At 34.7% G+C, this 22,827-nt stretch carries 30 protein-coding genes and 1 tRNA gene; all 31 read right to left on the minus strand.

Annotated elements, in window-relative coordinates; genetic code table 11:
• Positions 1-7: 7 nt before the first annotated feature.
• The 31 genes from IGI87_RS10805 to IGI87_RS10955 all read right to left on the minus strand — a co-directional run bounded on the left by IGI87_RS10805 (position 8) and on the right by IGI87_RS10955 (position 22,826).
• Positions 8-1,417 (minus strand): BppU family phage baseplate upper protein, encoded by a 1,410-nt coding sequence (locus IGI87_RS10805; protein ID WP_048962429.1) that lies wholly within the window; start codon positions 1,415-1,417, stop codon positions 8-10.
• 83 nt (positions 1,418-1,500) lie between these two features.
• On the minus strand, positions 1,501-3,825 hold the full coding sequence (locus IGI87_RS10810) for a phage tail protein (protein WP_048962427.1): 2,325 nt from the start codon (positions 3,823-3,825) through the stop codon (positions 1,501-1,503).
• 13 nt (positions 3,826-3,838) lie between these two features.
• Positions 3,839-4,693, minus strand: coding sequence for a phage tail domain-containing protein (locus IGI87_RS10815; RefSeq protein ID WP_048962425.1), 855 nt, complete (start codon positions 4,691-4,693; stop codon positions 3,839-3,841).
• Positions 4,694-4,704: 11 nt separating this feature from the next.
• On the minus strand, positions 4,705-8,619 hold the full coding sequence (locus IGI87_RS10820) for a tape measure protein (protein WP_048962423.1): 3,915 nt from the start codon (positions 8,617-8,619) through the stop codon (positions 4,705-4,707).
• Between the two features lie 4 nt (positions 8,620-8,623).
• Positions 8,624-8,914, minus strand: a complete 291-nt coding sequence (locus IGI87_RS10825) for a hypothetical protein (RefSeq protein WP_233071247.1) — start codon at positions 8,912-8,914, stop codon at positions 8,624-8,626.
• Between the two features lie 23 nt (positions 8,915-8,937).
• Entirely contained in the window at positions 8,938-9,414 is a 477-nt protein-coding gene (locus IGI87_RS10830) for a tail assembly chaperone (RefSeq protein ID WP_048962421.1), read from the minus strand.
• Positions 9,393-10,301 carry a hypothetical protein gene (locus IGI87_RS10835; protein WP_048962420.1) on the minus strand — a complete coding sequence of 303 codons (909 nt, stop codon included), beginning with the start codon at positions 10,299-10,301 and terminating at the stop codon, positions 9,393-9,395. The genes IGI87_RS10830 and IGI87_RS10835 overlap by 22 nt, the downstream gene beginning before the upstream one ends.
• A gap of 5 nt (positions 10,302-10,306) precedes the next feature.
• Positions 10,307-10,936, minus strand: coding sequence for a phage major tail protein, TP901-1 family (locus tag IGI87_RS10840; protein WP_048962417.1), 630 nt, complete (start codon positions 10,934-10,936; stop codon positions 10,307-10,309).
• Between the two features lie 11 nt (positions 10,937-10,947).
• Positions 10,948-11,304: a hypothetical protein gene (locus IGI87_RS10845; RefSeq protein ID WP_048962415.1), complete on the minus strand. Its 357-nt coding sequence runs from the start codon at positions 11,302-11,304 to the stop codon at positions 10,948-10,950.
• A gap of 1 nt (position 11,305) precedes the next feature.
• Complete coding sequence (locus IGI87_RS10850; protein WP_048962414.1) at positions 11,306-11,653, minus strand: HK97-gp10 family putative phage morphogenesis protein; 348 nt, start codon at positions 11,651-11,653, stop codon at positions 11,306-11,308.
• Positions 11,650-11,928 (minus strand): hypothetical protein, encoded by a 279-nt coding sequence (locus IGI87_RS10855; protein ID WP_048962412.1) that lies wholly within the window; start codon positions 11,926-11,928, stop codon positions 11,650-11,652. The genes IGI87_RS10850 and IGI87_RS10855 overlap by 4 nt, the downstream gene beginning before the upstream one ends.
• Complete coding sequence (locus tag IGI87_RS10860; RefSeq protein WP_048962409.1) at positions 11,925-12,308, minus strand: phage head-tail connector protein; 384 nt, start codon at positions 12,306-12,308, stop codon at positions 11,925-11,927. Before IGI87_RS10860 ends, IGI87_RS10855 begins: the two co-directional genes overlap by 4 nt.
• 14 nt (positions 12,309-12,322) lie before the next feature.
• The gene (locus tag IGI87_RS10865; RefSeq protein WP_048962407.1) at positions 12,323-13,300 is read right to left on the minus strand and encodes a hypothetical protein; all 978 of its coding nucleotides are present in this window, start codon (positions 13,298-13,300) and stop codon (positions 12,323-12,325) included.
• A gap of 12 nt (positions 13,301-13,312) precedes the next feature.
• Positions 13,313-13,954 carry a DUF4355 domain-containing protein gene (locus tag IGI87_RS10870; RefSeq protein ID WP_438737019.1) on the minus strand — a complete coding sequence of 214 codons (642 nt, stop codon included), beginning with the start codon at positions 13,952-13,954 and terminating at the stop codon, positions 13,313-13,315.
• A gap of 96 nt (positions 13,955-14,050) precedes the next feature.
• The gene (locus IGI87_RS10875) at positions 14,051-14,398 is read right to left on the minus strand and encodes a hypothetical protein (RefSeq protein ID WP_048943747.1); all 348 of its coding nucleotides are present in this window, start codon (positions 14,396-14,398) and stop codon (positions 14,051-14,053) included.
• Positions 14,376-14,570, minus strand: coding sequence for a hypothetical protein (locus IGI87_RS10880; protein WP_048962432.1), 195 nt, complete (start codon positions 14,568-14,570; stop codon positions 14,376-14,378). Before IGI87_RS10880 ends, IGI87_RS10875 begins: the two co-directional genes overlap by 23 nt.
• 1 nt (position 14,571) lies before the next feature.
• Positions 14,572-15,474 (minus strand): minor capsid protein, encoded by a 903-nt coding sequence (locus IGI87_RS10885; protein WP_048962402.1) that lies wholly within the window; start codon positions 15,472-15,474, stop codon positions 14,572-14,574.
• A 12-nt stretch (positions 15,475-15,486) separates the two neighbouring features.
• On the minus strand, positions 15,487-15,690 hold the full coding sequence (locus IGI87_RS10890; RefSeq protein ID WP_048962400.1) for a hypothetical protein: 204 nt from the start codon (positions 15,688-15,690) through the stop codon (positions 15,487-15,489).
• Entirely contained in the window at positions 15,650-17,137 is a 1,488-nt protein-coding gene (locus IGI87_RS10895; protein ID WP_239661526.1) for a phage portal protein, read from the minus strand. Before IGI87_RS10895 ends, IGI87_RS10890 begins: the two co-directional genes overlap by 41 nt.
• An 88-nt stretch (positions 17,138-17,225) precedes the next feature.
• Positions 17,226-18,518 carry a hypothetical protein gene (locus IGI87_RS10900; RefSeq protein ID WP_438737022.1) on the minus strand — a complete coding sequence of 431 codons (1,293 nt, stop codon included), beginning with the start codon at positions 18,516-18,518 and terminating at the stop codon, positions 17,226-17,228.
• Positions 18,515-18,934 (minus strand): terminase small subunit, encoded by a 420-nt coding sequence (locus IGI87_RS10905; RefSeq protein ID WP_048943744.1) that lies wholly within the window; start codon positions 18,932-18,934, stop codon positions 18,515-18,517. The genes IGI87_RS10900 and IGI87_RS10905 overlap by 4 nt, the downstream gene beginning before the upstream one ends.
• A gap of 31 nt (positions 18,935-18,965) precedes the next feature.
• A complete protein-coding gene (locus IGI87_RS10910) occupies positions 18,966-19,190 on the minus strand; it encodes a hypothetical protein (protein WP_239658511.1) in 225 nt (74 codons plus the stop codon).
• Between the two features lie 167 nt (positions 19,191-19,357).
• Positions 19,358-19,430: transfer RNA gene (locus tag IGI87_RS10915), tRNA-OTHER, on the minus strand.
• A 440-nt stretch (positions 19,431-19,870) separates the two neighbouring features.
• On the minus strand, positions 19,871-20,287 hold the full coding sequence (locus IGI87_RS10920) for an ArpU family phage packaging/lysis transcriptional regulator (RefSeq protein ID WP_048962392.1): 417 nt from the start codon (positions 20,285-20,287) through the stop codon (positions 19,871-19,873).
• A 144-nt stretch (positions 20,288-20,431) separates the two neighbouring features.
• Positions 20,432-20,632: a hypothetical protein gene (locus tag IGI87_RS10925; protein WP_002409380.1), complete on the minus strand. Its 201-nt coding sequence runs from the start codon at positions 20,630-20,632 to the stop codon at positions 20,432-20,434.
• 182 nt (positions 20,633-20,814) lie between these two features.
• A complete protein-coding gene (locus IGI87_RS10930) occupies positions 20,815-20,997 on the minus strand; it encodes a hypothetical protein (protein ID WP_002389222.1) in 183 nt (60 codons plus the stop codon).
• A gap of 13 nt (positions 20,998-21,010) precedes the next feature.
• Positions 21,011-21,595 carry a DUF3850 domain-containing protein gene (locus IGI87_RS10935; protein ID WP_049090553.1) on the minus strand — a complete coding sequence of 195 codons (585 nt, stop codon included), beginning with the start codon at positions 21,593-21,595 and terminating at the stop codon, positions 21,011-21,013.
• An 11-nt stretch (positions 21,596-21,606) separates the two neighbouring features.
• Positions 21,607-21,855, minus strand: coding sequence for a hypothetical protein (locus tag IGI87_RS10940; protein ID WP_048962582.1), 249 nt, complete (start codon positions 21,853-21,855; stop codon positions 21,607-21,609).
• Positions 21,852-22,187, minus strand: a complete 336-nt coding sequence (locus IGI87_RS10945; RefSeq protein WP_048962584.1) for a hypothetical protein — start codon at positions 22,185-22,187, stop codon at positions 21,852-21,854. Before IGI87_RS10945 ends, IGI87_RS10940 begins: the two co-directional genes overlap by 4 nt.
• Positions 22,184-22,579 carry a YopX family protein gene (locus IGI87_RS10950; RefSeq protein WP_239661525.1) on the minus strand — a complete coding sequence of 132 codons (396 nt, stop codon included), beginning with the start codon at positions 22,577-22,579 and terminating at the stop codon, positions 22,184-22,186. Before IGI87_RS10950 ends, IGI87_RS10945 begins: the two co-directional genes overlap by 4 nt.
• Complete coding sequence (locus IGI87_RS10955) at positions 22,554-22,826, minus strand: hypothetical protein (protein ID WP_048942194.1); 273 nt, start codon at positions 22,824-22,826, stop codon at positions 22,554-22,556. Before IGI87_RS10955 ends, IGI87_RS10950 begins: the two co-directional genes overlap by 26 nt.
• Position 22,827: the final 1 nt, after the last annotated feature.

Consider the following 22,827-nt stretch of genomic DNA (forward strand, 5'->3'; position numbering starts at 1 on the left):
TTATCATTTATGTTTCTGGGAAAGCATCTGCAGTGTACCAACTACCACAAACATAATGATTCCCTTTTCTGTCACTACAAAATCTAATTCCCTTCACGCCTTCCTCATATAAAGCCGCATAATTACCTTGAGGGAACGTATATTGTACAGTTGTTAATGCGGTATTCCAATACCCTGCTCTCATTTCTTGATCAACCATAAATCCTTTAGGAATTTTAAAAATTTGGACCATGTTTGGCTTTAATTTTTCTACATCCGTCACGTTTACCCGCAAATAGGCATCGACCTTATTTCCCTTACGAACTAAAAGAATATTGGTTTCTGCTCCAAAAGCACTTCTGTACGCAGCTTCTACTTCATCAAGTCCTGATTTTTTATAAGTATACGTATTTTCTTTTAAAGCAACTTCTTTTCCATTTACTAAAGGAGTTTCAGAAAATTCTTTAGTCCCACCTATACGCTGGGGTTCAGTTAAGTTTACAACATTCGCTGCAAATGCAACCTCTTTCCAATCTGTCCAACTTGAAGGAGTTCCACCAAATTGGCGAATAAATACTGTCCGTTCTGTTTGAAATAATTGTCTGACCCCACCTGGATCTTTGCTAACAATCAAGCTTCCTGAGTTTGGTAATGGCTTATTTTCCACTCCTATAGCTGGAATCGAGTAAATACCTGGTTCCACAGCATCATTTAAATCTGATATTTTAGAATTTTTTCTGACAAATAATCCACTTTCAGCCGATAATTTAGGAATAAATTTGTTATCTGATTCTGCTTTCGTGTAAAAATCTGCTGCGTGTAGTTCTTCTAGGGCTTTATTCATTGCCTCTGTTACTGCTTTTTGAATGTTTGAAATACGGCCTTCTGCATCATTTACCGTTTTGTCAATTTGAACTTGTAACTTATTCATTTCTGTTTTTATTGTTTCAATTTGCTTAATAACTTCATCATAATCAGTATTCATTTTTTCTAATGCAGATTGATAAGCTTCATTTAAAGCTTTAACTAATTTGTTGTATTCAGTAATTATAGTTTTTGCTTCTTCTGCATCAATGTCAGCATTCCCGTATACCGTAATCTCAAAATCATCAGTAGATTCTCTCTTATCATCCTTCATGAAAGAAAAATATGCTAGTTCATATGAACCAGCCACAGCAAATGCCATATTTGGAAAAGTATAGGTAAATTCACCATTTTTTCCATTTGTTACCTCTATTCCATCTGAATCAAAAACTTTCGTTCTTTCTTCATGGGTTACTCCTTCAAAAGTAGCTACCCAGCCAGTCAAATCGAAGGGAGCTCCATCTTTAAATATTTGAACCCTCATCGAAAGGCTCTCGCCGTCTCCAACTCGACCAAAAACAATTGGTCTTCCAATCGAATTCTTTGAAAGATCGAACCTTAACAAGTCACTCATTATTAAGCCTCCTTTAGTAATTCTTGACATTTTTGTTTTCGATTTTGTAACGTTCGTCAAATTTATCTGTTATTCGATTGTAATTAATTTTCATTATTTTTACGAGAATTAGATGCAGTTTCATCAATATCCAAACGAACTCCTTGATAATCCAACCTATGTGCTACTATATTCCATCTAACTAATACATTTGGTTCTTCAGTCTGGATAACAAAATGATCTGTATCTTCATGGATAACAGCACATTTTGTTAATTTGGTAGGGGTTAAAAAGACCATGTAATGTGTTGTTACAATAGTTTCTGAGAATATAGGATCTATATTAACTTTTACTTTACCAGAATCATCAGTAACTGCTTCTCCATAATCAGCAAAATAACATTCTGGTGTTTCATAAGCATTTAGCAATCTATCTCCATAATTTTCAGTTCTAACAGTGGCATTTTTAGTGCCAGAAACAGTGAAATTTTTTGCTGAAACTCTTACCGCTCCTGATGAACTTATGCTTGTATAAGTAGAATTTGGATTAATGCCATTACCGACATACATCATGATGCTATTTTGAACTCTACTACTGTTAGAAGTATTTTTATTATAATTGGTAAGTTCGATATATGAGTCATTCATAGATAAAGAGTATGAATTTTCTACAGATGATGAAGAAGGCTTCCATTTTCCAGTTGTTCCCAATCTAACCATCGGCATATTATTATTAGCATCCAAAGTTAATTCTATAGCTTGTCTTTTGCTATAATCCATCACACTTCCATTTGCATGCGCATATAAATTAACATTTCCACCATCATTTGATGATAATGGTTTTGAATTCAACATATCTATATTTAAATTACCTGTACTTGGAGAAAACCTAAAAACTGAAGATTTAGTCTTCCACCAATCATCATCTTTTCCAAAATAGATAGTATCATTCTGTAAGGCTTGAATCGCTATAGTATTTTGGTCTTGTGTATCATTTTTTGCTCCCCCTGGCCTAATCTTGAAGAAGTCTGTATTAGTTTTATTGTTTTTCCAAATAATCGTGCCGTTTTCAATTGTTGCAGTGTAATCACTACTCTTCTGAATAAGCTTGCCACCACTTATTGTTGAGCCGTTTATTGTTACACCATCGATAGCTATTGCTTTTAAAATACCTGTGTTTATAGCAGTGGCATTAACTCCATCTGCGGTAATCGCATTTTCAAAACTTTTACCACCATCAGTTGTAACACCTATTCCTGCAGAATTTAAAATAACGATTCGATTACCATTATTTTTGTCAACAGCCAATATTCCATCTTCTGTATACTTAACTTCTGACTGTGAGTTTATTAAATCAGATGTTGCTCTTTGTATAGCATCTGTTAGCCATTCTTCCGGGATTGGCTTTACGCCGTTAGCTATATCTGACCAATTTTTAGAGTTGCTTGCATCAGCTTTATTTTTTTGTTCTATCAAATTAATTGAATTACATGTAATATTATTTTCAATTAAGTCACCGGTAACATTGAACCTTTCATCTACACCGACAATTCTTATCTTTTGTTGAAAACCTAACTGTTCATTAACAGCCATAATGTAATCTCCTGGTTCAGGCAAACCATATTGATACCCAGCTTTTCTCAAATCTTCTACGGTTAAATTAACAGAAATACTATAAGATGATTCAACAATTTCCTTTAAATGTTCAAGAAAACTATCTTCTTTAGTATAGCGTTCGTCAACAACTGGGTCTGCCTCAAGCTTTCCATAAATTTCCGCTAGCGGGCTGGTATATTCAACTATTAATCTTCCTTTAGTAACATCATCTGGGTCTTTGTATGCCCCAAATCCTTTCGCATACGTAACAAAATCACTTATATTGTGCTCTAATCCTAACTCTTGCATATTAAAACCTTTACGTACAATTGTTGATAAATCATTACCTATTTTATCTACGATGTAAAGGTCATTACCAATAATTTGAAATTCGGTGTTAGTACTATTTATAAAGTCATTAAATAGTGCCAATCTATTCTTCATTCCGAAGTTTTCTTTTTCAAATGCTGGTATAGTAGTAGCTAATGAATAAGTGTATCCACTATTTTTAAAAATAAAATCTAGATAAGTTTTTGCAGTATTTGAACCGTTTAAAGTATCATATATGCATGATTTACCCATCTTAAAGAAAAATTCATGTATGGCATCAAATTCAACCGTAATGTTATTTCCATGATCAGTTGGCATGGCATAAGTTAAATAGTATTTTTCATTTTCAAATTCTACTTGCCACCCTCTGTCTATTCTGTGCAAGACATCATTATTAGTATATATGGTACCGCTAATTGATTTTTCGCCATTTAACCTTCTAACGAAAGATATATCTGCCAATGCAATAAAAGTATTTCCGTCTGTATCTATGAATTTAACCATCACTACTTACTCCTTATCTATATAAGTCAACTTTATTCAGTATATTTATTTCTACTTCGCCAATTTTAAAAGATGTAGAAAATGGTATAAAACCAACCTCATTCGGTTTTAAAATAAAATATTCAATATTTGTCTGATCATTAATATTTAAACCATTAAGAGTAAAAGATGTCCCTTCTAATAAAAATTTATCGCCAGATAAAATATTTCTTTTACCAACATATTTGAACTCACGTCCATCAATGGATAATTTAAATTCAGCCCCTAAATTTTTTTTTGCAATAATTTGCACTTTCCACGGCCACTCTAATTGACTGCAAGGAACAGTACCGCGATATTCAATCATTTTAGAATTTGTTATTTCTATATCATCAGGGATGGTAATTCCAAATGGTAAATCTACCGTCTTAAATGTTAGTGATACTTCGTATAGAAGGCCTACATCACTAAAACCTTGAAAATCATAATTGATTTCTCCGTCTAATAACACTTTATATCTATAATGATATTGACGTTGCTTATCAACTCTCAACATATCGAAACCTTGCTTTTCTCCAGGTCGCTCATAACCATATAAGCTTTGATTAGTATACATTTTAGTTATATAAAATGGTTCTGTGTCTGCAAAAGTACCATTCAATTTATCTTTCATGTACTCATCTTGAAGTTCATTTTCTACATAATAATAACCACTCACAGTGATTTTTTTCTCACTATGAGTGGCTCCAAAAAATAGACTTCGGTTAGTTCCGTCTATTTTTTTAGTATTAATTTCAACAATAGAATTAGTGGAATCAATATCTTTCACAAGGACACCTAGGGAGGACATCCTTGTAGATAAGTTTTCCTTTTCTATTTTTAAGTCCATAGTGTCCTCCTCTATTTCTTGTTAACCAAATTAACTTTATTTTGATTTCTTGCTTCTTTTTGTTTAACAATTGTGTATATTTTATCTCCAACAAGTTCGGTATGAACTTCAAATACTGGTTCTTGTAATTGACTAGTTTTAACTTCTTCGCTTAATTCATTCATAGATGAAGAAAGCTTATTAGAGACATTTCTAGTATCCGCCGTTAAAACAGAATTTGCTTCATATTCTTGTGATTTTATTGATGTTGCATATGCTAACGCTTGTCTATCAACTTGCTTTTGCATTCTTGACATGCCGTTAACTAAACCCATCCCAACAAATCCCCCAATTTTATCGGTAACACGTGATGGCGAATGAATATCCAGTGCTTTCCTCATAGTACGGGCTACGTTACTAGCTATATTACTAGCAGTTGCGTAAATAGAACCCGCAGAATTTGCTAAACCATTTTTCAAACCTATACCTGCATTATAACCGATATTAGAAAGCGTTGAAGTCAATCCACTAAAAATGGAGTTTATTCGACTCGTGGAAGAAATCATTATGCTTGTCATTGAATTCATGCTATTCATAACGGTACTATTCATTCTATTCATACCATTTTGAACATTATTTGCCATTGAATTGAATGCTTGAGTATTTGCAGAATTTATCCTACTGAATCCCCCATTAATAGTACTAACAACACTATTCATTGTACCTGTCACATTTGACTTCATTGAGTTCATGGACTTCGTTACATTGTTTGACATCTGTGAAATGTCTTGCGAAGATTTGTTATTAATATTTTGTGTATTATTTGATACATTTTGAAACATTTGGTTAGAGGCACTAGAAGCTTGTTGGGTAGCTTGATTCATATTAGTGCCAACAGCATTCGCAGTACCCGAGGTAGCCTGATTAACATTAGATAAAATACTATTATAGTCACTAGAGACACCATTTAGTGCACTATTAGACTCTTTTGTTGCAGCATTTGCTGCTTTAGTTGAATTTGAATTTACTACACTATTAAGGTTATTCATCGTTCCTGATACATTTGTAGCTAGTAGATTATAGTTTGAAGACGTACCATCTTTAGCTGCATTAGAAGCATTAATTGCATTGTTTGAGGCTTGTGTACTCAAATTACCTACATTTAGATTCATGTTGTTCATTGAATTAGAAACATTTGAACTTGCTTGTCCATAAGATGAACTCAAATTTGTAGCAGTAGTAGTAGCATCACTTGATACTTTTGAGCTTGTTTCAGATGACTTACCCGTTATTGTGTTCCATAAATTTGAAAACCCATTTTTAATACCATCCCAAGCTCCTTTTAAAAAATTAGGAATAGCCTCTAAAATAGCACCAGCAAGAGCTTTAATAATATCCCACCCAGCAGCAATAATTTGTGGGAGCATCTGGATCACCGTGCCAATCAACGTCATAATGATTTGTATTCCCGAAGAAACGATGTTTGGCAAATTCTCAACAATACCATTAACCAAGGCCATAATAATTTGCATTGCTGCGTCTAGAATCATAGGTAAGTTTTCTACAATAAAATTACATAATGAATTTATTATTTGGACTGCTCCATCTAAAAGTTTAGGTATATTATCCATTAAACCTTGGATTAATGTGAGAATTGCGTTTAATGCGACAGGTAAAATTTGTGGCAGTAATTGAGTAAGACCATCAATTAAATTCTGAAGAATCTGAATACCCGTATCTATAATTTGAGGTAGATTTTCCATTACAGAATTAACAAACGAATCCAAGATTTTTTTCACTGATTCAACTATTTTCGGTATATTTTGAATGATTCCTTTAACTATATTCAGCAAAAGTTCCATTCCCATTTTTAATAATTCAGGCAATGCACTTGCTATGGAGCTCAAAAATGAAGTAATAACTTCTAACGCTGAATTTATAAGAGACGGTGCATTTTGTCCCACACCTTGTACAAGACTTCCAATAATCTTCATACCTGAATCTATGATTACTGGAATCATTGTAGATATAGCACTGGCTAGTTTAGCAATTAATTCAGTGCCACTTTGCATAAGTTGTGGCAATTGTGAGGTAATACCATTAACAAGATTAGTTATAATTTCTGGGCCTTTTGTAGTTACCGTCTTTAATAATTTGTCAATTTGTGCTCCAAATTGATTATTGATTAGTCCCAATCCAGCTATAACTAATCCTAATATAGCTGCAGGTCCTATAGCTGATAAAGCTACTTGCATGATAGTTCCCATTGCAGAAGTCATGCCACCTAAGGCTCCCATACCAACAGAACTTGCCATGGATAAACTACTTCCTATTTTAGGAATTAAACCTATCAAACCTGTTAATCCAGAACTAAACATTTTGAACGGTCCGCTTATCATACCTCCTAATATTCCTGAAAATGCTGAAAATCCGCTTGAAAGAGATGCAATTGCAGGAACTGCTTTACTGACTACTAGCGCGCTTCCCAATACGGCAGCTATAGGTAATAGTCCTTGAATAGCACCTTTTAAAGCATCAATACTTTTTTTAGACAAATCAGTGCCATTGATAAAATGGTTTAAAACATTTGTAGCAACATCTACTGCTGCAGATATTTTATCCATATTAAAATCACCAATTTTATCTGTTAATTTGCTGACTGCTTCTATCCCTACTTGAGACAGTTGATCAAAAGCCGGTTGTAATTTATTGGTGATTGTTTCCTTTAAGCCATCCATTGCTTGACCGACAGTTTTATATTCGGTAGCCATTTTTGAAAACGTTTCGTTTGTACCAGTTTTAGTTATTGCATCAAAGAAATCTTGAGTAGCAATTTTCCCATCTTGAACCGCAGTCACCATTTCAGAGGTTGACATGCCCATAGTTTTAGCAACAGCTGCAATACCCGCAGGAGTTTGTTCTAACATCAATTTAAAATCTTGCCATTGAACCATCGGTTTAGCAGCCATTTGTGTAGCTTGTTGACTTAGCGTTGTCATCGCTTGTGTCGGGTTTTCAGCTGCCGCAGCTAATCCACCAAAACCCATAACCAATTTGTCAGTATTTTTTATTCCTACAGCTGCTAATTGACTATATGTAGTAGCCATTTCAGAAGCAGAATAAATTGTTTTAGTGGCAAAATCCTGTAGCTCTTTTTTTACAGATGCTATTTCATCTTTTCCTTTACCAATATTTTCCATATTAGCATTGAAAGTTTTCCATGTAGCTGAGCCTTGGTTCAAGTCACCTATAATTTCTTTAAATCCGCTAGAAAGTGCTGATATGCCTTTTTGAGCTACCGCGTATGCTGCACCAATACCTATGATTTTTTTTACTAAATCATCTGTTGCTGATCCTGCTTTATTGGTTCCTGAAACCATCTTATTTAGTGCGTTAGACGCTTTTGATCCAGCACTATTAAACGCTCCAGTTAATTTCGAACCTATATTAGTTCCCAAAGTAGTAATTTTTGAACTTATTTCACTAGCACTTGATTCAACAGCTTTAAATGCACTTTTAAAAGGCTGTGGTATTTTAGAAGCAACTGTCGAAAATGCTTTACCAATTATTGATGTTTGTTGTGATAGTCCAGCTCCCATTTCTTTAGCTGAACTTACAACCGCATTCTTGGCAGCATACATCCCTTTTTTAATTGGTTGTGGTATTTTTTCGCCGATTCCAGCAATTACACGTTGAATACCGCCGCCAGCTTTTTCAAATAATGCAACAGTTTGTGGTAAAACTTTAGAAACGCTATTTAGCATCGGATCAGCTAACTTACTCATAATTTGACCGACTTTTTGAGTAGTACTCATAGATCCATTTTGTAATATGTTAGCAACATCATTCATAGTTTTATTTGCTATAGATGAAACTTTATTCATTGCAGCATTATATTGCGACAAATCAGCACCGATAACAGCGTTAATAGCACCTTCAAAAGCCATTTACTCACCTCCACTTTTTATTTTTGAAATAGTTCATCACTTCTTTTGCCTTTTCCACACGATTGTATGTTTCTTCCTTTTCGTTTGTCGTAGCAAAAATAGATTTTATTTTGCGTTCAATTTTTTCTTTATCAAATACCTTTTTTATTTTTGGCTTTTTTGCATTCAAAACATATCTTAAAGTAAACGCATAATGAGCTTTTTGTTCTTGTTCATCTACGCTTTTCAAAGCTAATCCTTCTAAAATCGCTTCTAACTCCCACTTATAACAAGACATAATTAATGGAATATCCACTAATCCTTGCCTAGCACAATTCACTATGAGATTTCTTTCTTGATTCGATCTGCTAAATCTTTGACCGCTTTTGCTTGCTGCTCTGGATTTTGAATCTCTTCGGTCGGTTGTTGGCTCTTCAAGTAATCTGCTGCTTTCTCTAGATTGCTGATATATTTCTTCAATTTCTTCACGAAAAAACCAGAATCCAACATTTCTTGTTTAAGTTTTTCAAATACCATGCTGTATCCTTCTTCTTCATCTTCAAAAGTTTCCACAAAATCCTGAACAGACTTCGCAATGTCTTCATCTGTTACTTTGTCTTTTGAAGCCAACTTGATAATATCAAAAAGCGCATCATCATCTTCTTCTAGAACTTTTACAAAAAGAACACCTGCGCCATCATTTTGTGAGTTACCTTGAGCATCTTTTGTACCTAGCTTTTTATTAGCTTTAAATAACATTCCATAATTAAACTTAATTTCTAATTGTTTCCCTTTTAATTCAACTGCAAATGACATATATTATTTCCTCCTGTTTTAGCCATTTTTATAGCTTCTATATATTTTATAGTTGCTTTATCTTTAGCCATATTATCTAACCTATCTTCAAAGGGACTTGTATTAACATATTTTCCTTTAAAAAATAAATCTTTATCTTTTTCAGTTACACCTGCATTGTGTAACATTTTTGTTTCGTACCATTTATTGACTGGATCAGTTGGCCAGCAAAAATTTAATTCTTCATCGATTTTCGGGCCTATGTTAAAAACTAACATATTCCATAATTGAGCCCACATTTCCGCAGTCCAAATTTGAATATTACTGTCTTGGTTATTTAAATACTTGAATAAACGTCTTGAATCACAATAAACCTTTTCCCAATATTCTTTTTTCGGATTGGTTATAACCCATTGAGCCCCACCTGAATTACTATTAATTGTTTCAAGTGATTCAAGATTGACACCAACTATATCGGACATCTCCTGCAATATTTTGTCTCCATTTTTGCAGCTACGTATATAATCAATATTTAAATAGCCACTACAATCTGAACAGTACCAAACATCCTCTTTCAAATTAAACTTGTTGAAATCAATCAGTTCTCTAAAAATCACATCTGAATCCATATAGAAGTATGTTTCTTTTTCTCTACTAGGGTCTTCTTTTAAATATTGCCACCACAAATAAGGCTTAATCGAAGGGATATAACTTTTATCCCTTCGATTATCCTCATAAGTATGCACTTTTACACCATACTCTTCTTTAAAATACACAGGAATTGATGGATCATGTTTCGAAAAGAGCAAAACGATGTCTTCAATTCCTACTTTTTTTAAATTAGTAAGACACACTTCTAATTCCCATTTAAATCTTTGAATCGCAGGCTGACATAATAGATATTTCATTTTAATTACCCTTGAGTTGTCGTTGTGGTTGTTGTAGGTCTTGTAGTGGTTGTTGTTGTTCCATTATCAATATTGCTATAATCACCAGTAGTTTCTCCTGGGCGTTGGAATTGATACAAACTTTCGACCATTGCAACGTCTTCATCTGATAAAGGAAATGTTCCGTCTTGCAATTTCCCTACAATATTTAATGTGTAGCTAATTTCAACTAAATCTTCCCCTTCAGCATATTCTAATTCGTCAGGGATACCATAACCAAATTTAGCTGGATAAGCTTTAGTTCCAGTTCCTTCTTCCTTTGCAAGAGTATCGTCTACAACGACTCGCCATACTTTAACAGAATGTCCATTCTTTTTAGCTTCTTCAATAACATCAATTGATTCATCATCGGGAGCAAAGTATTGTGTCAATTCAATACTATGTTCATCAGTTGACTTTAAAATGATACGTCCCATTTTTGTTTGTTCATCGATGTTGTCACCGCCAATAGTTGTAGTGCCATCTGTTTGAAATGCAGGCAATAGGGCTGGAGATCCAATTGGTGCTTGTGTGCTTTGAATAAAGTACCAAACACGGTTTCCTCTAATAGGTGTTCCTTGGAATTTTTTAATTCCGTTATTTACTGTTTCTGGCATATAAATTCCTCCTAAAAAATATAATCCGATATTTTAAATACGACATGATAAACTTCTCTACCAATAGTGTTATCAGGTCTAATATTTGTACTAATTTTCTTTGTGCGTAGAGCAGACTTGGTTTGATATATTACATCTTCGACTTCCGCTCTATTATTTATTGGATAAAATAAATCTATTTGTAAATCAGTGTTTACTATTGCAGCACCAAATTTTGCACTTTTTGTATCATCGTCAAAGTGATTGCCAATAACATAAAAAGGCTCAATAATTTCTGGCCCTGGAAGTTTATAGTAAATAGGAATTCCCGTTTTATTTAATTTTTCAGAAATCTCTTTTAAAAATTTTGTATTTGGGGCATGTTCCACTTCATTTACCTCCAACTATCTTTTGTAAATTCTTCATTAATGTTGGATATTCTTCTTTAACAGCAGGATACAAGAAAGGTTGAGCAGCCATGAAGCGTGTTCCTTCTTCGATGAAAATTGAATAGTTAGCAGGCGAGTCTATACTTACACACATTCTGTTCATCATATATGAATATATATTGCTTCTTAACCATCCAGTATCTACCGGTGCTAATTGTTTAGCCCTTTTCTCAACTCTAAATCCTGATTTTTGTAGTTCTTTATGAATAGACTGTTCTGTTTTTCCTGTTTGCTTCTTGACACCCCGAACAAATGCCTTCAGTCCAACAATTTGAATAACTTTGCTCATGTTAATATCACAACTGTTGAATTGCGATGAAACTTAACATCAAAAATATTTTTAGAAATACCGTCTATATTAATTTCATCAAAGAAGAAATATCCCTGTAAATGAACTTTAAGTGCATTCTTATTGTATTTTCCAAAGAAAGCTATTTGTTCATCAAAAGAAATATTATGGATACTACAAGGTACTGTTCTAACTTCTTTTGAACTGGCTTCTTCTCCTAAATACCCTTCAGTAGTGATATTCTTGACTATTTTACAACGATGGTTATAAATCATGGTAAAAACCTCGCAATTCCTTTACCAGCTCTAATTTCAGGCTTGGTATACTCGTCTAAAATGTTCAAATATTCATCCAAATAACTCTTTTCCCAAGTAAAAGAACGACCTTCTTCGCTGTCAGAACTTGTCCCTTCACTATTTCTTTTGTTGAAACGTTTAATTGATACATCTCTCAATATATAGTTCAAACTATCAGGTACAGCATCGTACTTATCTGTTCCATTTTTTTGAGCATATTGATTCAAGACAGATAAAATACGTTCTTCACTGTCTTGAATCACTAATGTTAACAATTCATCTTGGAGTTCGTCAGAAATGCCTAACAAAACTTTGATTTCCTTCAGACGATTACCGTATTCTTTTTCTGTCTTTTCCATATCAGAAACCTACTTTACCCTTGTGTCGTAGTAGTCGTTGTTGTTGGTTTTGTCGTTGTCGTTGTTGTTTCACCACTAATTGTTGCTTCCACTACACCTTCTGGAATTTCAGGGAATAATGTTAAAGCATTCATAAACAATGATTCAAATGTTGCATTTCGTAGAGTACGTCCACGAGTCGCTGAAATAAAACCAGTTTCATCAACGAAGTCCACAAAAATATCACCTAAATCAGATGCCTTCATATCCAAGTACGCTAATACGATATTGTCAACGGCGGTAGAATAAACCTTTCCTTCTGGGATTGCGTTTAATACAATAACGTTTGTTGCACCTAGAAAGTTTTTCAATAAGGTCATACCAAATACATTAGATGCGTCTGCTAAGACTTTTGTATCCCCTAAGTAGGTTGCTACATCCATAGGATTTACAAAGGAAACAAATTGAGCTCCATCAAACTCTTCGAATGTGCTTAGTTTCCCCCATGATTGTGCTAACGCTTTTTGTAACCCTTCAGCTTGAATTTTAGTAGGGGCTGTACCTAAGAAGTTAACAAATTGTGATTTAATTCCACCTTGAATTTGGCGCAATAATTTTTCGTCAGATTGATCAATCGCAATAGATGCTCCATGACGAGCAATTGCTTCAGCAGTTACTGCACGGCGCCACTTATTGAATGTTACTGTAAATGATTTTCCTTTAGTTCGAGTTACTTTGGATAAAGGAATATCATCGCCTTCCGCAACATTTCCATCTTTTAATGACGTTGTCCATTTGTACATTTGAATTTTCATATCTTTAGATAAAGGTTCTAACCGTGTTACACCTAATAACTCTAATAATTCTTTGATGCCTTTCTCAAAACGATTCACAAAATCAATGGATTTAATTTCCCCTAAATCATCCATTTTTGTAAGGTCTGGTTCTGCCGCGAATAGTTGCAAATCCATTTTTAATAAACGTTCTTTATTAGTTTTTGACATATTTTTCATAAGTTATTCCTCCTAGAATAAATCTCTATTTTGAGCAATCATTCTTTGACGCTCTTTAGAGTCTTTAATTTGCATAATTTCTGCTTTAGTCATTTGACCACCATTATTGCCTACTCGTGTCTTATTTTTGCTAGCAAGACGCTCGTTCACCTTTGCTTCTACAGCTTTATCCCATTCATCACGAAATGCCTTTACATCTTCCAGAATTTCTTCAGCTGTTTCTCCGGTAATTCTATGGGCAAAATCAGAAGGCATACCTTCATCTTTTAACTGATTTCCTTTTTCAACGAACAGTTGCTGTTTTTGGAACTCAGCCTTTTGTTTTTCAAAATCTTCTTTTTCTTTATCAAGAATAGCTTGTTGTCGCTCTTTTTCTGAAAGTTTCGCTAAACGAGCAGCTTCATTCTTTTGTTCTTCTAAATCTTTTTGCCAACGTGATTTTTTACTTTTGATAATCTCATTAACATCTTTATCGTCTTTTAATCCGAACTTTTCTTTAATTGAAGTCAGCTGTTCTTCATCTAGTTCATCGAGATTCAATGATTTTTGTTCGTCTTCATTTTGTTGCTGATGATTATCTCCTCCACCTGAACCATTTCCATTATCTGCAGCAAAAAATTGTAATTGCATTGGTAATAAATTACATGTTTTCATTTGACTTTCTCCTTCCATAGCTTTTATTGAGAATCAATGCTTGCTCATTTCCGTAGCTTTTTTTGTCATCCACGCCTGGACAAAATAAAAAGCCGTTTAAAACGACTCAACTTCTAATTCTTTGTAAATGTTTAATAATTTAGGAAACTGAATAGCAATCCAATCAACGATTTCTTCATTTCTTGGCCATTCTGCGTTATTGTCTAATCCCGATTCAAATAAAATAGCATGGATAATTTCATGGCGTATGGTTCTAGCTTCATATACATCAATTTCTTGAAAATTATCTGGATCTCCGTTATCTAACTGATTAATAAAAATTTCTTTGGTCGTAAAATCAGTGACACCGTCTGCACCGCGCATAAAAGGCTTGTCTGCTTCTGTTGTCTCTTTATAAATTGTGTATTCTACGCCTAACACATTAACTTTTGCTTTTTCTTTCATTACTATTTTCTTTTCTCAAATGCTCTTCATAATCAGAGTCGAGGTAATCATATGGATCTGGTACTTCTTTTTGTTCGTAATGAATTCCTGTCTTAATCAGCATAATCGTTATTGCTAGTGAAAACCCTAAGAAAGGCATGCCAATAATTAAAGCAATAAATCTTAACAGCATTTTAAACATCCCTCAATTCTTTTTTACTTGGAATGATCGTACTCCGACAATTCACGTGCATAGGTGGTGCATTTAGACCAGGTTGAAAATCTGTTAATTTAAAGACGACACCGTTTAGACCTTTGCATATTTCAGTAGTGCGATTGTCAATATGAGCAAGGTATTCATATTCAGTGAAACCAGCATCTATATAGCATTTTGCCGTAGCATTATTGATAATATTCGTTCCGTCTGTACGAATGATTGCTTCAGCTCTTGAACGCGCTACATTGTATTTTTTCCTTAACTCCCTTGCCATTTCAGCAGGACCCAATCCTCTAACAAATCCTTTAACTAAAGTATTCCTCAAGTCATTAGCTAAATCATCCACATTTCTCCAAATGCTTTGCGAATAGTTTTTTCCATTGAATGGTGTATTCACTAATTGTTCTAAGGCAGGTAGATTTAAAGTACTCGCAGAATTTCCACCAGATATTTTTCTATATGCGTACTTCGCGACTTCTTTCAAATAGTCATTAAATGATTGTTCAAGATCACCGCGCATCACACCTAATTGATAAAGTAAGTCTAGCTGTAACGCCTCTAATCGAGTGACTTTTCCAGCTCTATATTGTTCATTTAAGCGTTTCAATAATTCCGGGTCTTTTTTAGCCGCTTTGAAATATTTCTTGGCATTCTCTCTATAATCACTTAAGTCCTCCCTCATGAGCCGTTTTTTTGCTTCTTGCATAGAGATTCTATTTTCTTTAGCATACTGAGTATAAAATTTATATATCTCTTTCTGGATGTTCTGACGATTTTCTGTGTATATAGATTGTAATTCATCGAAGAAATCTAAATCCGTTTTATCAACGTAAGCCATGATTTCATCCATACGCTTTATCCAATATTGCTGTGAAGTCATTCAATCAGCCCCTTAATTTGAAACGCCAGTCAGAATGCCAATAGTGAATCTTAAAGCCTGATTTTCATTAAACCCCTCATCTAAACATTTATCAAAAAGATATTTCCCCTGCTTAGCAATAAATTCTAAACTTCTTTGCGTTTCGAAAAATATAGCTTCAAGTGTTTGATTATTCTCATTCATCTTCATTAATTCTTTTAGCTGCTTCTCGTTCATCGTCTTCATTCCCCGTTTCATTCTTATTCACTTCAGGTCTTCGTGGTTCTGGCTTATCATTTGTTTCTTCTTTAATACGTTTTAGTTCGACATCGGGATCGACACCCGTCACTGTAGACAATATTTCAAATAATGTTTCATCTGAAACTTGCCCAACTAATTGACTAGCTAATGAAACAACCTCATTGTCTGATTTAGGAACATTCGCAGTAAATATAATATTCGTATTGTTAATATCATTATACGCTGTTGAATCGTTCCCTTTTATTCGCCAAATATTAATAGCTAGTCGTAATCGTCTCATCAATCCTTTTTCAAATAAGCGTTGTTGCATAACCCGCCGATTATCCGCAGCCATTAACTTGTATTTCATACTCTCACCTGATTGTGTACCACTGAAATTGACATCCAATGTATCTGGTGTAAAAGTAAATCGTAAAATATCATTAACCAATCTTTTCTTATAAGTTTCTGCACCTTCTGAGTCATATTCTTTTATGAGATATTTTGCATCAGGTTCTGATCCGTTTGGATTTGGATTATCATCTAAAATCATTATTCGTGCTTTTTTGAAAGCTAAAGAAACAGCTAACCGTGAATTAGGAACAATATTACCGTCTTCATCTAAGTCATTTTGAGCAGTCCCTGTGTATGGATTTCCTTTGATAAGCAAAATAGCGTCCATTGTGTCCTGCTGATAATTAGCTAACTCAGATTGAGACAAATCATAAGCATCAATTGAATCTAAAACAGGTTCATATGCACCTGTACGGTCTTCATTATTTGCGAATTCATTAATAGGTACGCCATTAAACGCATAATCTTCAAAGTCTAATAATGTCAATCCCTTTTTATTCTGGTTGTCATTGACATAGATGTATAACATGTCAGATGTATAAACGTTTATAAAATCCTTACGCACCCCATCGCCATAATCTATTGAATAATAATAAACACCAAATAACGAATTACTGTCAGTCGTATCATCATAAACAATGAATGTCTGCTCTGGGTTTAATTTAACTAGTTTTACAAACGCTTGTTCATCTTGTAAAGCAATTGTTTCCAACTCGTAGGCTCTGCCATAGATTGACAAATCGGTTTTGATAAGTACGTTGTGATAGGCTTCGTTGTTTTGCTTATTGAAGTCATCGATTTTTTCTTGCAGTTCATCATTTTCATTTTTGTACTGGACCGGCTGTCCCAACATATAGCCTTGCTCAAAAATAGTGATATATCTAGCAAAATCACTTGCTATTCTATTGTCGGCAGCGTATTCATCAGTTTTTGGAGGACGATATTTAATGTTATTATCTGCTAAGTAATAGCGTTTAAGCTCTTTTAAACGTGGTACTTGTTCAGCAAGATGTCGATTAACAAATCTTTTTAGTTGAGTAATCCATGTTTCACTATCAAATTCTAGGCTTTCAAAATCTTCCTGTGCCATTCTAAAAACCGCATTCGCATTTTTATGATACCTGTGATTTCTTAAAAACGTTACTTCATTCTTTTTATTCACTTTTTCATCCCTTTCTTTATCCAAAGAAGAACTTGGCAGCGTCCATACGTTCCTCTAATGATTGTGGATTCTTCAAGCTTAAGGTCCTAAGGAGACTGGCCGCGCTGTCTGGTGCATCGTCATGTTCTGCATTTTCTGTATAGTCCAATATTTCGGCAATGTACTCTTTATCTGTATCTTCTAACCAAATAATCAAGTGCCAGTGCTTACGCAAATAAGTAGATATTTTAATAAATTTATTCATAGATTCATGATATTCAGTAACAAACTGACCGCACTCACGTAAATTCTTAGCTAAGTACCCTTTGTCTCCGTTCGTTTCTGTGTGGAAAGTTCCTGCCTGGTAGTGTTGATGCAATCGCAAAATTTCAGGCAAGCAATCATCCACATGTTTCTGCCACTTCCTACCATATCCAATAATTGTTCCATCTTTTTGTTCTTTGAAGATGGTTAAGGCTGTGCTGTCATCACCACCGTAAGCCGCGTCGATGTGTGCTACACCGTTATAAATAAGATTAATACTGTCGGTATAGGTTGGTGCAGCAAATAGCGATTCACTGTCAGCAATATGTTTTAGCTCATAGTTTGCCGCAAATAATGATGGTGTCATTGCTTGTTGCAATGATTGACGTTGTTCTTTGTCAATTAATCCTGTTTCGTAACAATCGAATTTCTTGACGTTAGGCATTTTAGATATAGCATCTTCTTTGTGCCATGGTGTACCTGTGTTAATAAAACGACCACCGCGATTTTTAACGTTCTGCAATTCTTGATACTGAAGTTTCGTTCTCTCTCGTTCGGCTCGACTGACTCGGTCTTTAATATTAACAATGTCATCAGTAATAACGATGTCCGCATGTTTACCAGTTAGAGAAGCGTATATCCCCATACCGAGTAATTGAGAGGTTCCTCGGCTAGATGTTTTTAAGTTGGTATCTATTTCCGTGGTGGTCTCTTTCAAAAGCACTAATTCAACGCCATATAATGCAAATACAAGCGTTTTAAAGTATTTGCTAGATAAAACCTTAGCCACTTGTAAAATAATCTCTACGACGTCCGTATCAGTCTTTCGTAAGAAGATAATATTTTTATTGGGAAAAAGAACCATTAACAACGCAATAGCGATTGCCAATGTAGTTGTTTTAAATGAACCACGATGAGCCAATAGCGTTTGATCGTCTTTCTCAAACAAAAAAGACTTTAACCAATCATTGTGCAGTTCTCCTAAATCGGTAAACCCTACTAAATTTCCAAAAATTACCGGATTCGTTTTGATTAGGTTTAAATATTTTCGCTTTTTAGGGCTCATGTAGAATCATCCTCGAAAAACTGCTCGATTTCGATTGCTGCATCGGAAATTTCGAGTGATCCTGAGTGTTCTACTTTTTCTATTGGCTTAAATCCTGCTCTATCCAAGAAATCTTTAGCCGCTGATATACGATCGCTGTCTTTAGCTAAGGGATTTTTCATGATTTTGTGCATTACCTCTCGTGCTTCTAAAGCATCAAACTTAAATTCGTTCCATAAAGCTTTGGTTTGCTCTTCTTCTTTCTCTTCGAGATATTTCAAAACTTTAGGATTCTTAAGAAGTTGCGAGGCCTGACTAGCTGCTGTTTTTTCACTATATCCGGCCCTGATAGCTGCTTGAGTCGCATTCTTCTTTCTTAGTGCTAAATAATGTTTTACAAAATCTTTTTGTTGACTACGTATCTCATTTACGGCCATGACTTCACCGCCTTTCTATATCAAACCTAATCTAAATTAATCTTTTTAACGTTTTAAACGTATCACTTAGTAACCACATGTTGTAAATTTGCGAACAATCCTTTAAAAACGTAGTGCTATTTTTTACCCCACGTTTGTCTTCGTAATAAACTTTTATTTCGTTTTCTGTGATTGCAACAGAGGTTACACCGTCCTCGATGTGTTCTGCTTTCTCTGTTCCTTCTTCGTTCAATCTCATTGCATATTGTAAAATCATAACTATTCTTCCTTTCTGTCTAAAAAAACATTCCCATTTTTTAGGAAGATGCCTTTTTCTGCGTAATTTTATGTATAAAAAGAGACACCCCGCAAGCGGATGTCTCTCGTGAAGGGTAGAAACATCTATTGACGTTTCCTAATTTATTTAAGTGGTTTTGCCACTTATTGGCGTGACAGGAGTCGAACCTGCATCTTATCTCACACGAAGTCAGTTGCATTACCACAATGCTACACGCCACCCACAATGACTGATCAATCAAACACCAGCAAAAACAATTGATTAAGTTTATCCTAAACGTACCTAGCTGCTACTCTATGAGTTTAGGAATTGCTCTCGTGCGTAAGCAGCTGCCGCAGAGATCTGGTTAATGTTCTTATCGTCATATGCTGGAATGGAGTAACATGCCTAACTTCGCCTAGTATGAATCAGGTAGTTACTGCGTCCCTAGCAACTATTTGTGTCACTTGCAAACTTGTAGAAAAATAAGGGAGGAATTTCACCTCACTTTTTGTTTTTTGAGAACGTATAGTCTGCAAGTGACCATCGAAAGGCAAAGCAAACGTTGACTAAACCAGAAAGTGTGTAATGTGTCCATTTCTTTGACTTTCGATACTACTATATTATCACTCAAATTCGTATAAAAACCGCCAACTTTCCGCCAAAAAACCGCCAAAATTTTATTTATAGGCAATTATTTTACCATTTCGATAAGCTTCAGCAAATTCAATCAAAGCTTCTGATTTCATTCTTTGAATACTTCTTTCAGAATAGCCGACTTCTCTGGCGATTTTGTAGTTAGAGTAATGGTCCTGCACACAGAAACTGTAGTGAAGAATTTGACGACTTATTATACTTAATGACATCAAAGCCGTTAGGATTGCATCACGCTCTACTTCGACATCAATCATCTGGATCAACGCATCTTCTGCTTTGTTACCATGCTTTATACCTTTGGGCATATCTGTAATGATTGGTGATCGAACATCTACTAAGGAACGACCAGCTATTCGGTCCAAACGCCTAAAATTTTTCAACACGGCTCTCGCATTGGCTCTAGTCTGACTGAAATCAATTTCTTTTAACAATTGAATCAAGTTAAATCGCTCCTTTTATGTTATAATATCAATGTGATTGGTCGGAGCGATTCCGACTTTTTTTATTTTTTAGAATTTTGAGTACCGCTTGCAATTGCCTTTTCTTGCAAGCGACGCTTTTTCTTTTTAATTTTTGATTTTTTCTTACCCATGTTGCACCTCCAGTGTAATTGGTCTGCCATACTTTAAAATTTTCCAAGAGCCAGCATCATGTGACATTGATTGGCCCATTTCATAGTGATGCTTATCAAATTCAGCTTCTTTTTTTGAAAGATATGGTTCTGAATACTCAACATAAACGCCATCGACTTGCCTTCCTAAGATATAAACTTCTGGATAACTCATACACTTGAACCTCCTAAATATAGCCCTAACCCCAAAATAAACGAGCATGAAAGGAAATAAACGAGGTCACTGCTTGTTATGTCATTGCTATACACGAAATAGCTCACGGCTGCTTTTGCTACAAGAATCATTATTGCAATGCCACTAACTTTATTTATTAATCTTTTCCAATTGCGTTTCATTTATTCACCATCTTTCCACAGCACGGACATACTTTCGTTTAGTATTGCTTCTGTTAGTCCCAATTCCTTGCTGTATCCAATTAAAGCAGCAGCTAACGTGAAGACAATTTCATTATCATCCATTCCTGTAGCATTTATACCGATTTCGTTTTCACCAGTTTTTGTTAATAAGAGTTGTTCCATTTATTTGACCTCCTCACTTAATTCCCATCACTACATAGCCATCTTGTTGGGCATAATCTGTAATGTACGTTATTTCTGCGACATGGACATCACCTGTATATTGTCCGTCTTGATATTCGTTTAAGCGTAAGATATCACCTTTTTGATAGTTACGGTCATTTTTACGGATTTCAAAACGTTTGTTACCTGAAACAACTGCTTCAAAGTATTCTGGTAAAATTTTAAGCTCGTGAATGGTTGGCTCTTTCTCGACTTCGTAGCCATACCTCATAGCGTCGCACAACGTAAACTGTATATCTGCACTATTACTCAACCAATCATAAAATTTTCCGCTGTAATCCCATTTTTCAGCAACAAACCCATCTGAATCAGTTGCGTACTCAACGCTTAAAAAGAGATCAATTATATCAGTGGAATACTTATGTTTATCAAGCCATTCCGCAACAAACTTCGGAACAACAACTTTTATCGGTTCATCTAGTTGTTTTGTTAAATTAATTGCTCTTTCGTTGGCATAGTCAGCACCTTTCAAATAATCAAGGCTGTCTGTAGAAACTTCTATGCATTCTAATTCTTCAATCAATTCTTGTTTATTCATCGCTGTTCCTCCTAAAATTTCAGACTGTCGCCTATCATTTTATTTAATTCATAAAGGACCTCGTGTGGTAACACCGCTTGTACATTGACGCCAGTTTCATCACATTTAATGTCTAATGTGTAATCAATACCCATCTCCTCATTTTTACGATAGGCTTCTTTTTCAAGATAAACTTTGTATAAATGCCTACTATTGACAACAATATTTTTTTGTTGCACATTATTGCTGACGTTCTCGTCATATGTTATTTCGTAGCTCATTCCGCTTCCTCCTGTTCCAAAGCCCACTGGCCAAACGCCTGTAATACTTGAGCTAATTCAACCTCATTTAAATCAGCATATGCATAAGCTATTTGCTTATACTTCATTTTTCCACCAGTAGTTGGCAAAAATCCCATGATTTCAATAACTTCACGTAATCCATTTAATTTGCATGATTCTTTCAACCAATCTAGCACAATCTGCTGATTTTCGTTGAGCTGCGCCTTCGCACTTTCATCTGGTTCAAATGCTTCACTTTCCAATCTTTCCCAATCGCTACTATGCATCTCAATGAATTCAATATCTGATAACCAAACGGCTTTTTTACTCATTCTGCGACCTCCAATAGTTCTGGGTTCTCGTGGATATTTCCGATAACTTCATATTCTTCGCTGTCAATGAATTTAACAGATGTTAATTTTCCATTTCTTAACATTTTTTTGCAGAATGAACCTTTTTCAAATACAACGATGCTATCATTTATATGCGATTCGAAAGGAATGTAATATAATACATCACCCTCAAAAATTTCAACGCCGTTCTTATCTTTTAATCCTGTGGATTGCATAAGATGCTCTGGTCTCAATTCTGTCCACCCAAAAGATTCGGTCGCCTCAACCCAAACCTCACCACTTCCAAATCGATTACTCGTCACTCGTACTTGATCGTTCATATATTTTACATCTGGCTCCCACGCTCTAAACTTTGGAATCATCTTCTTCACTCGCTTTCATCCAAACTTGATTGCTTTTAGTGCTTTTTTCTTTCTTAATTGGTTCAGTTTTTGTTTTCAAAATTTTATTTTTTTTAGGTATAACTATTACTTTGCTAACCTCTTTAATAATTCCATCTGTTACAAATGCAGCACTTTCTGCAATCGCCTTTTTTTCAAAAAATTTAGCATCTTTTATATTTGATACAGGATTCCCATGTTGATCCAAATATGCAGTTACTTTTACAACGTAAGGCATT

The organism is Enterococcus sp. DIV1444a, assembly GCF_051712125.1.
GTDB classification, from domain to species: Bacteria; Bacillota; Bacilli; order Lactobacillales; family Enterococcaceae; genus Enterococcus; species Enterococcus faecalis.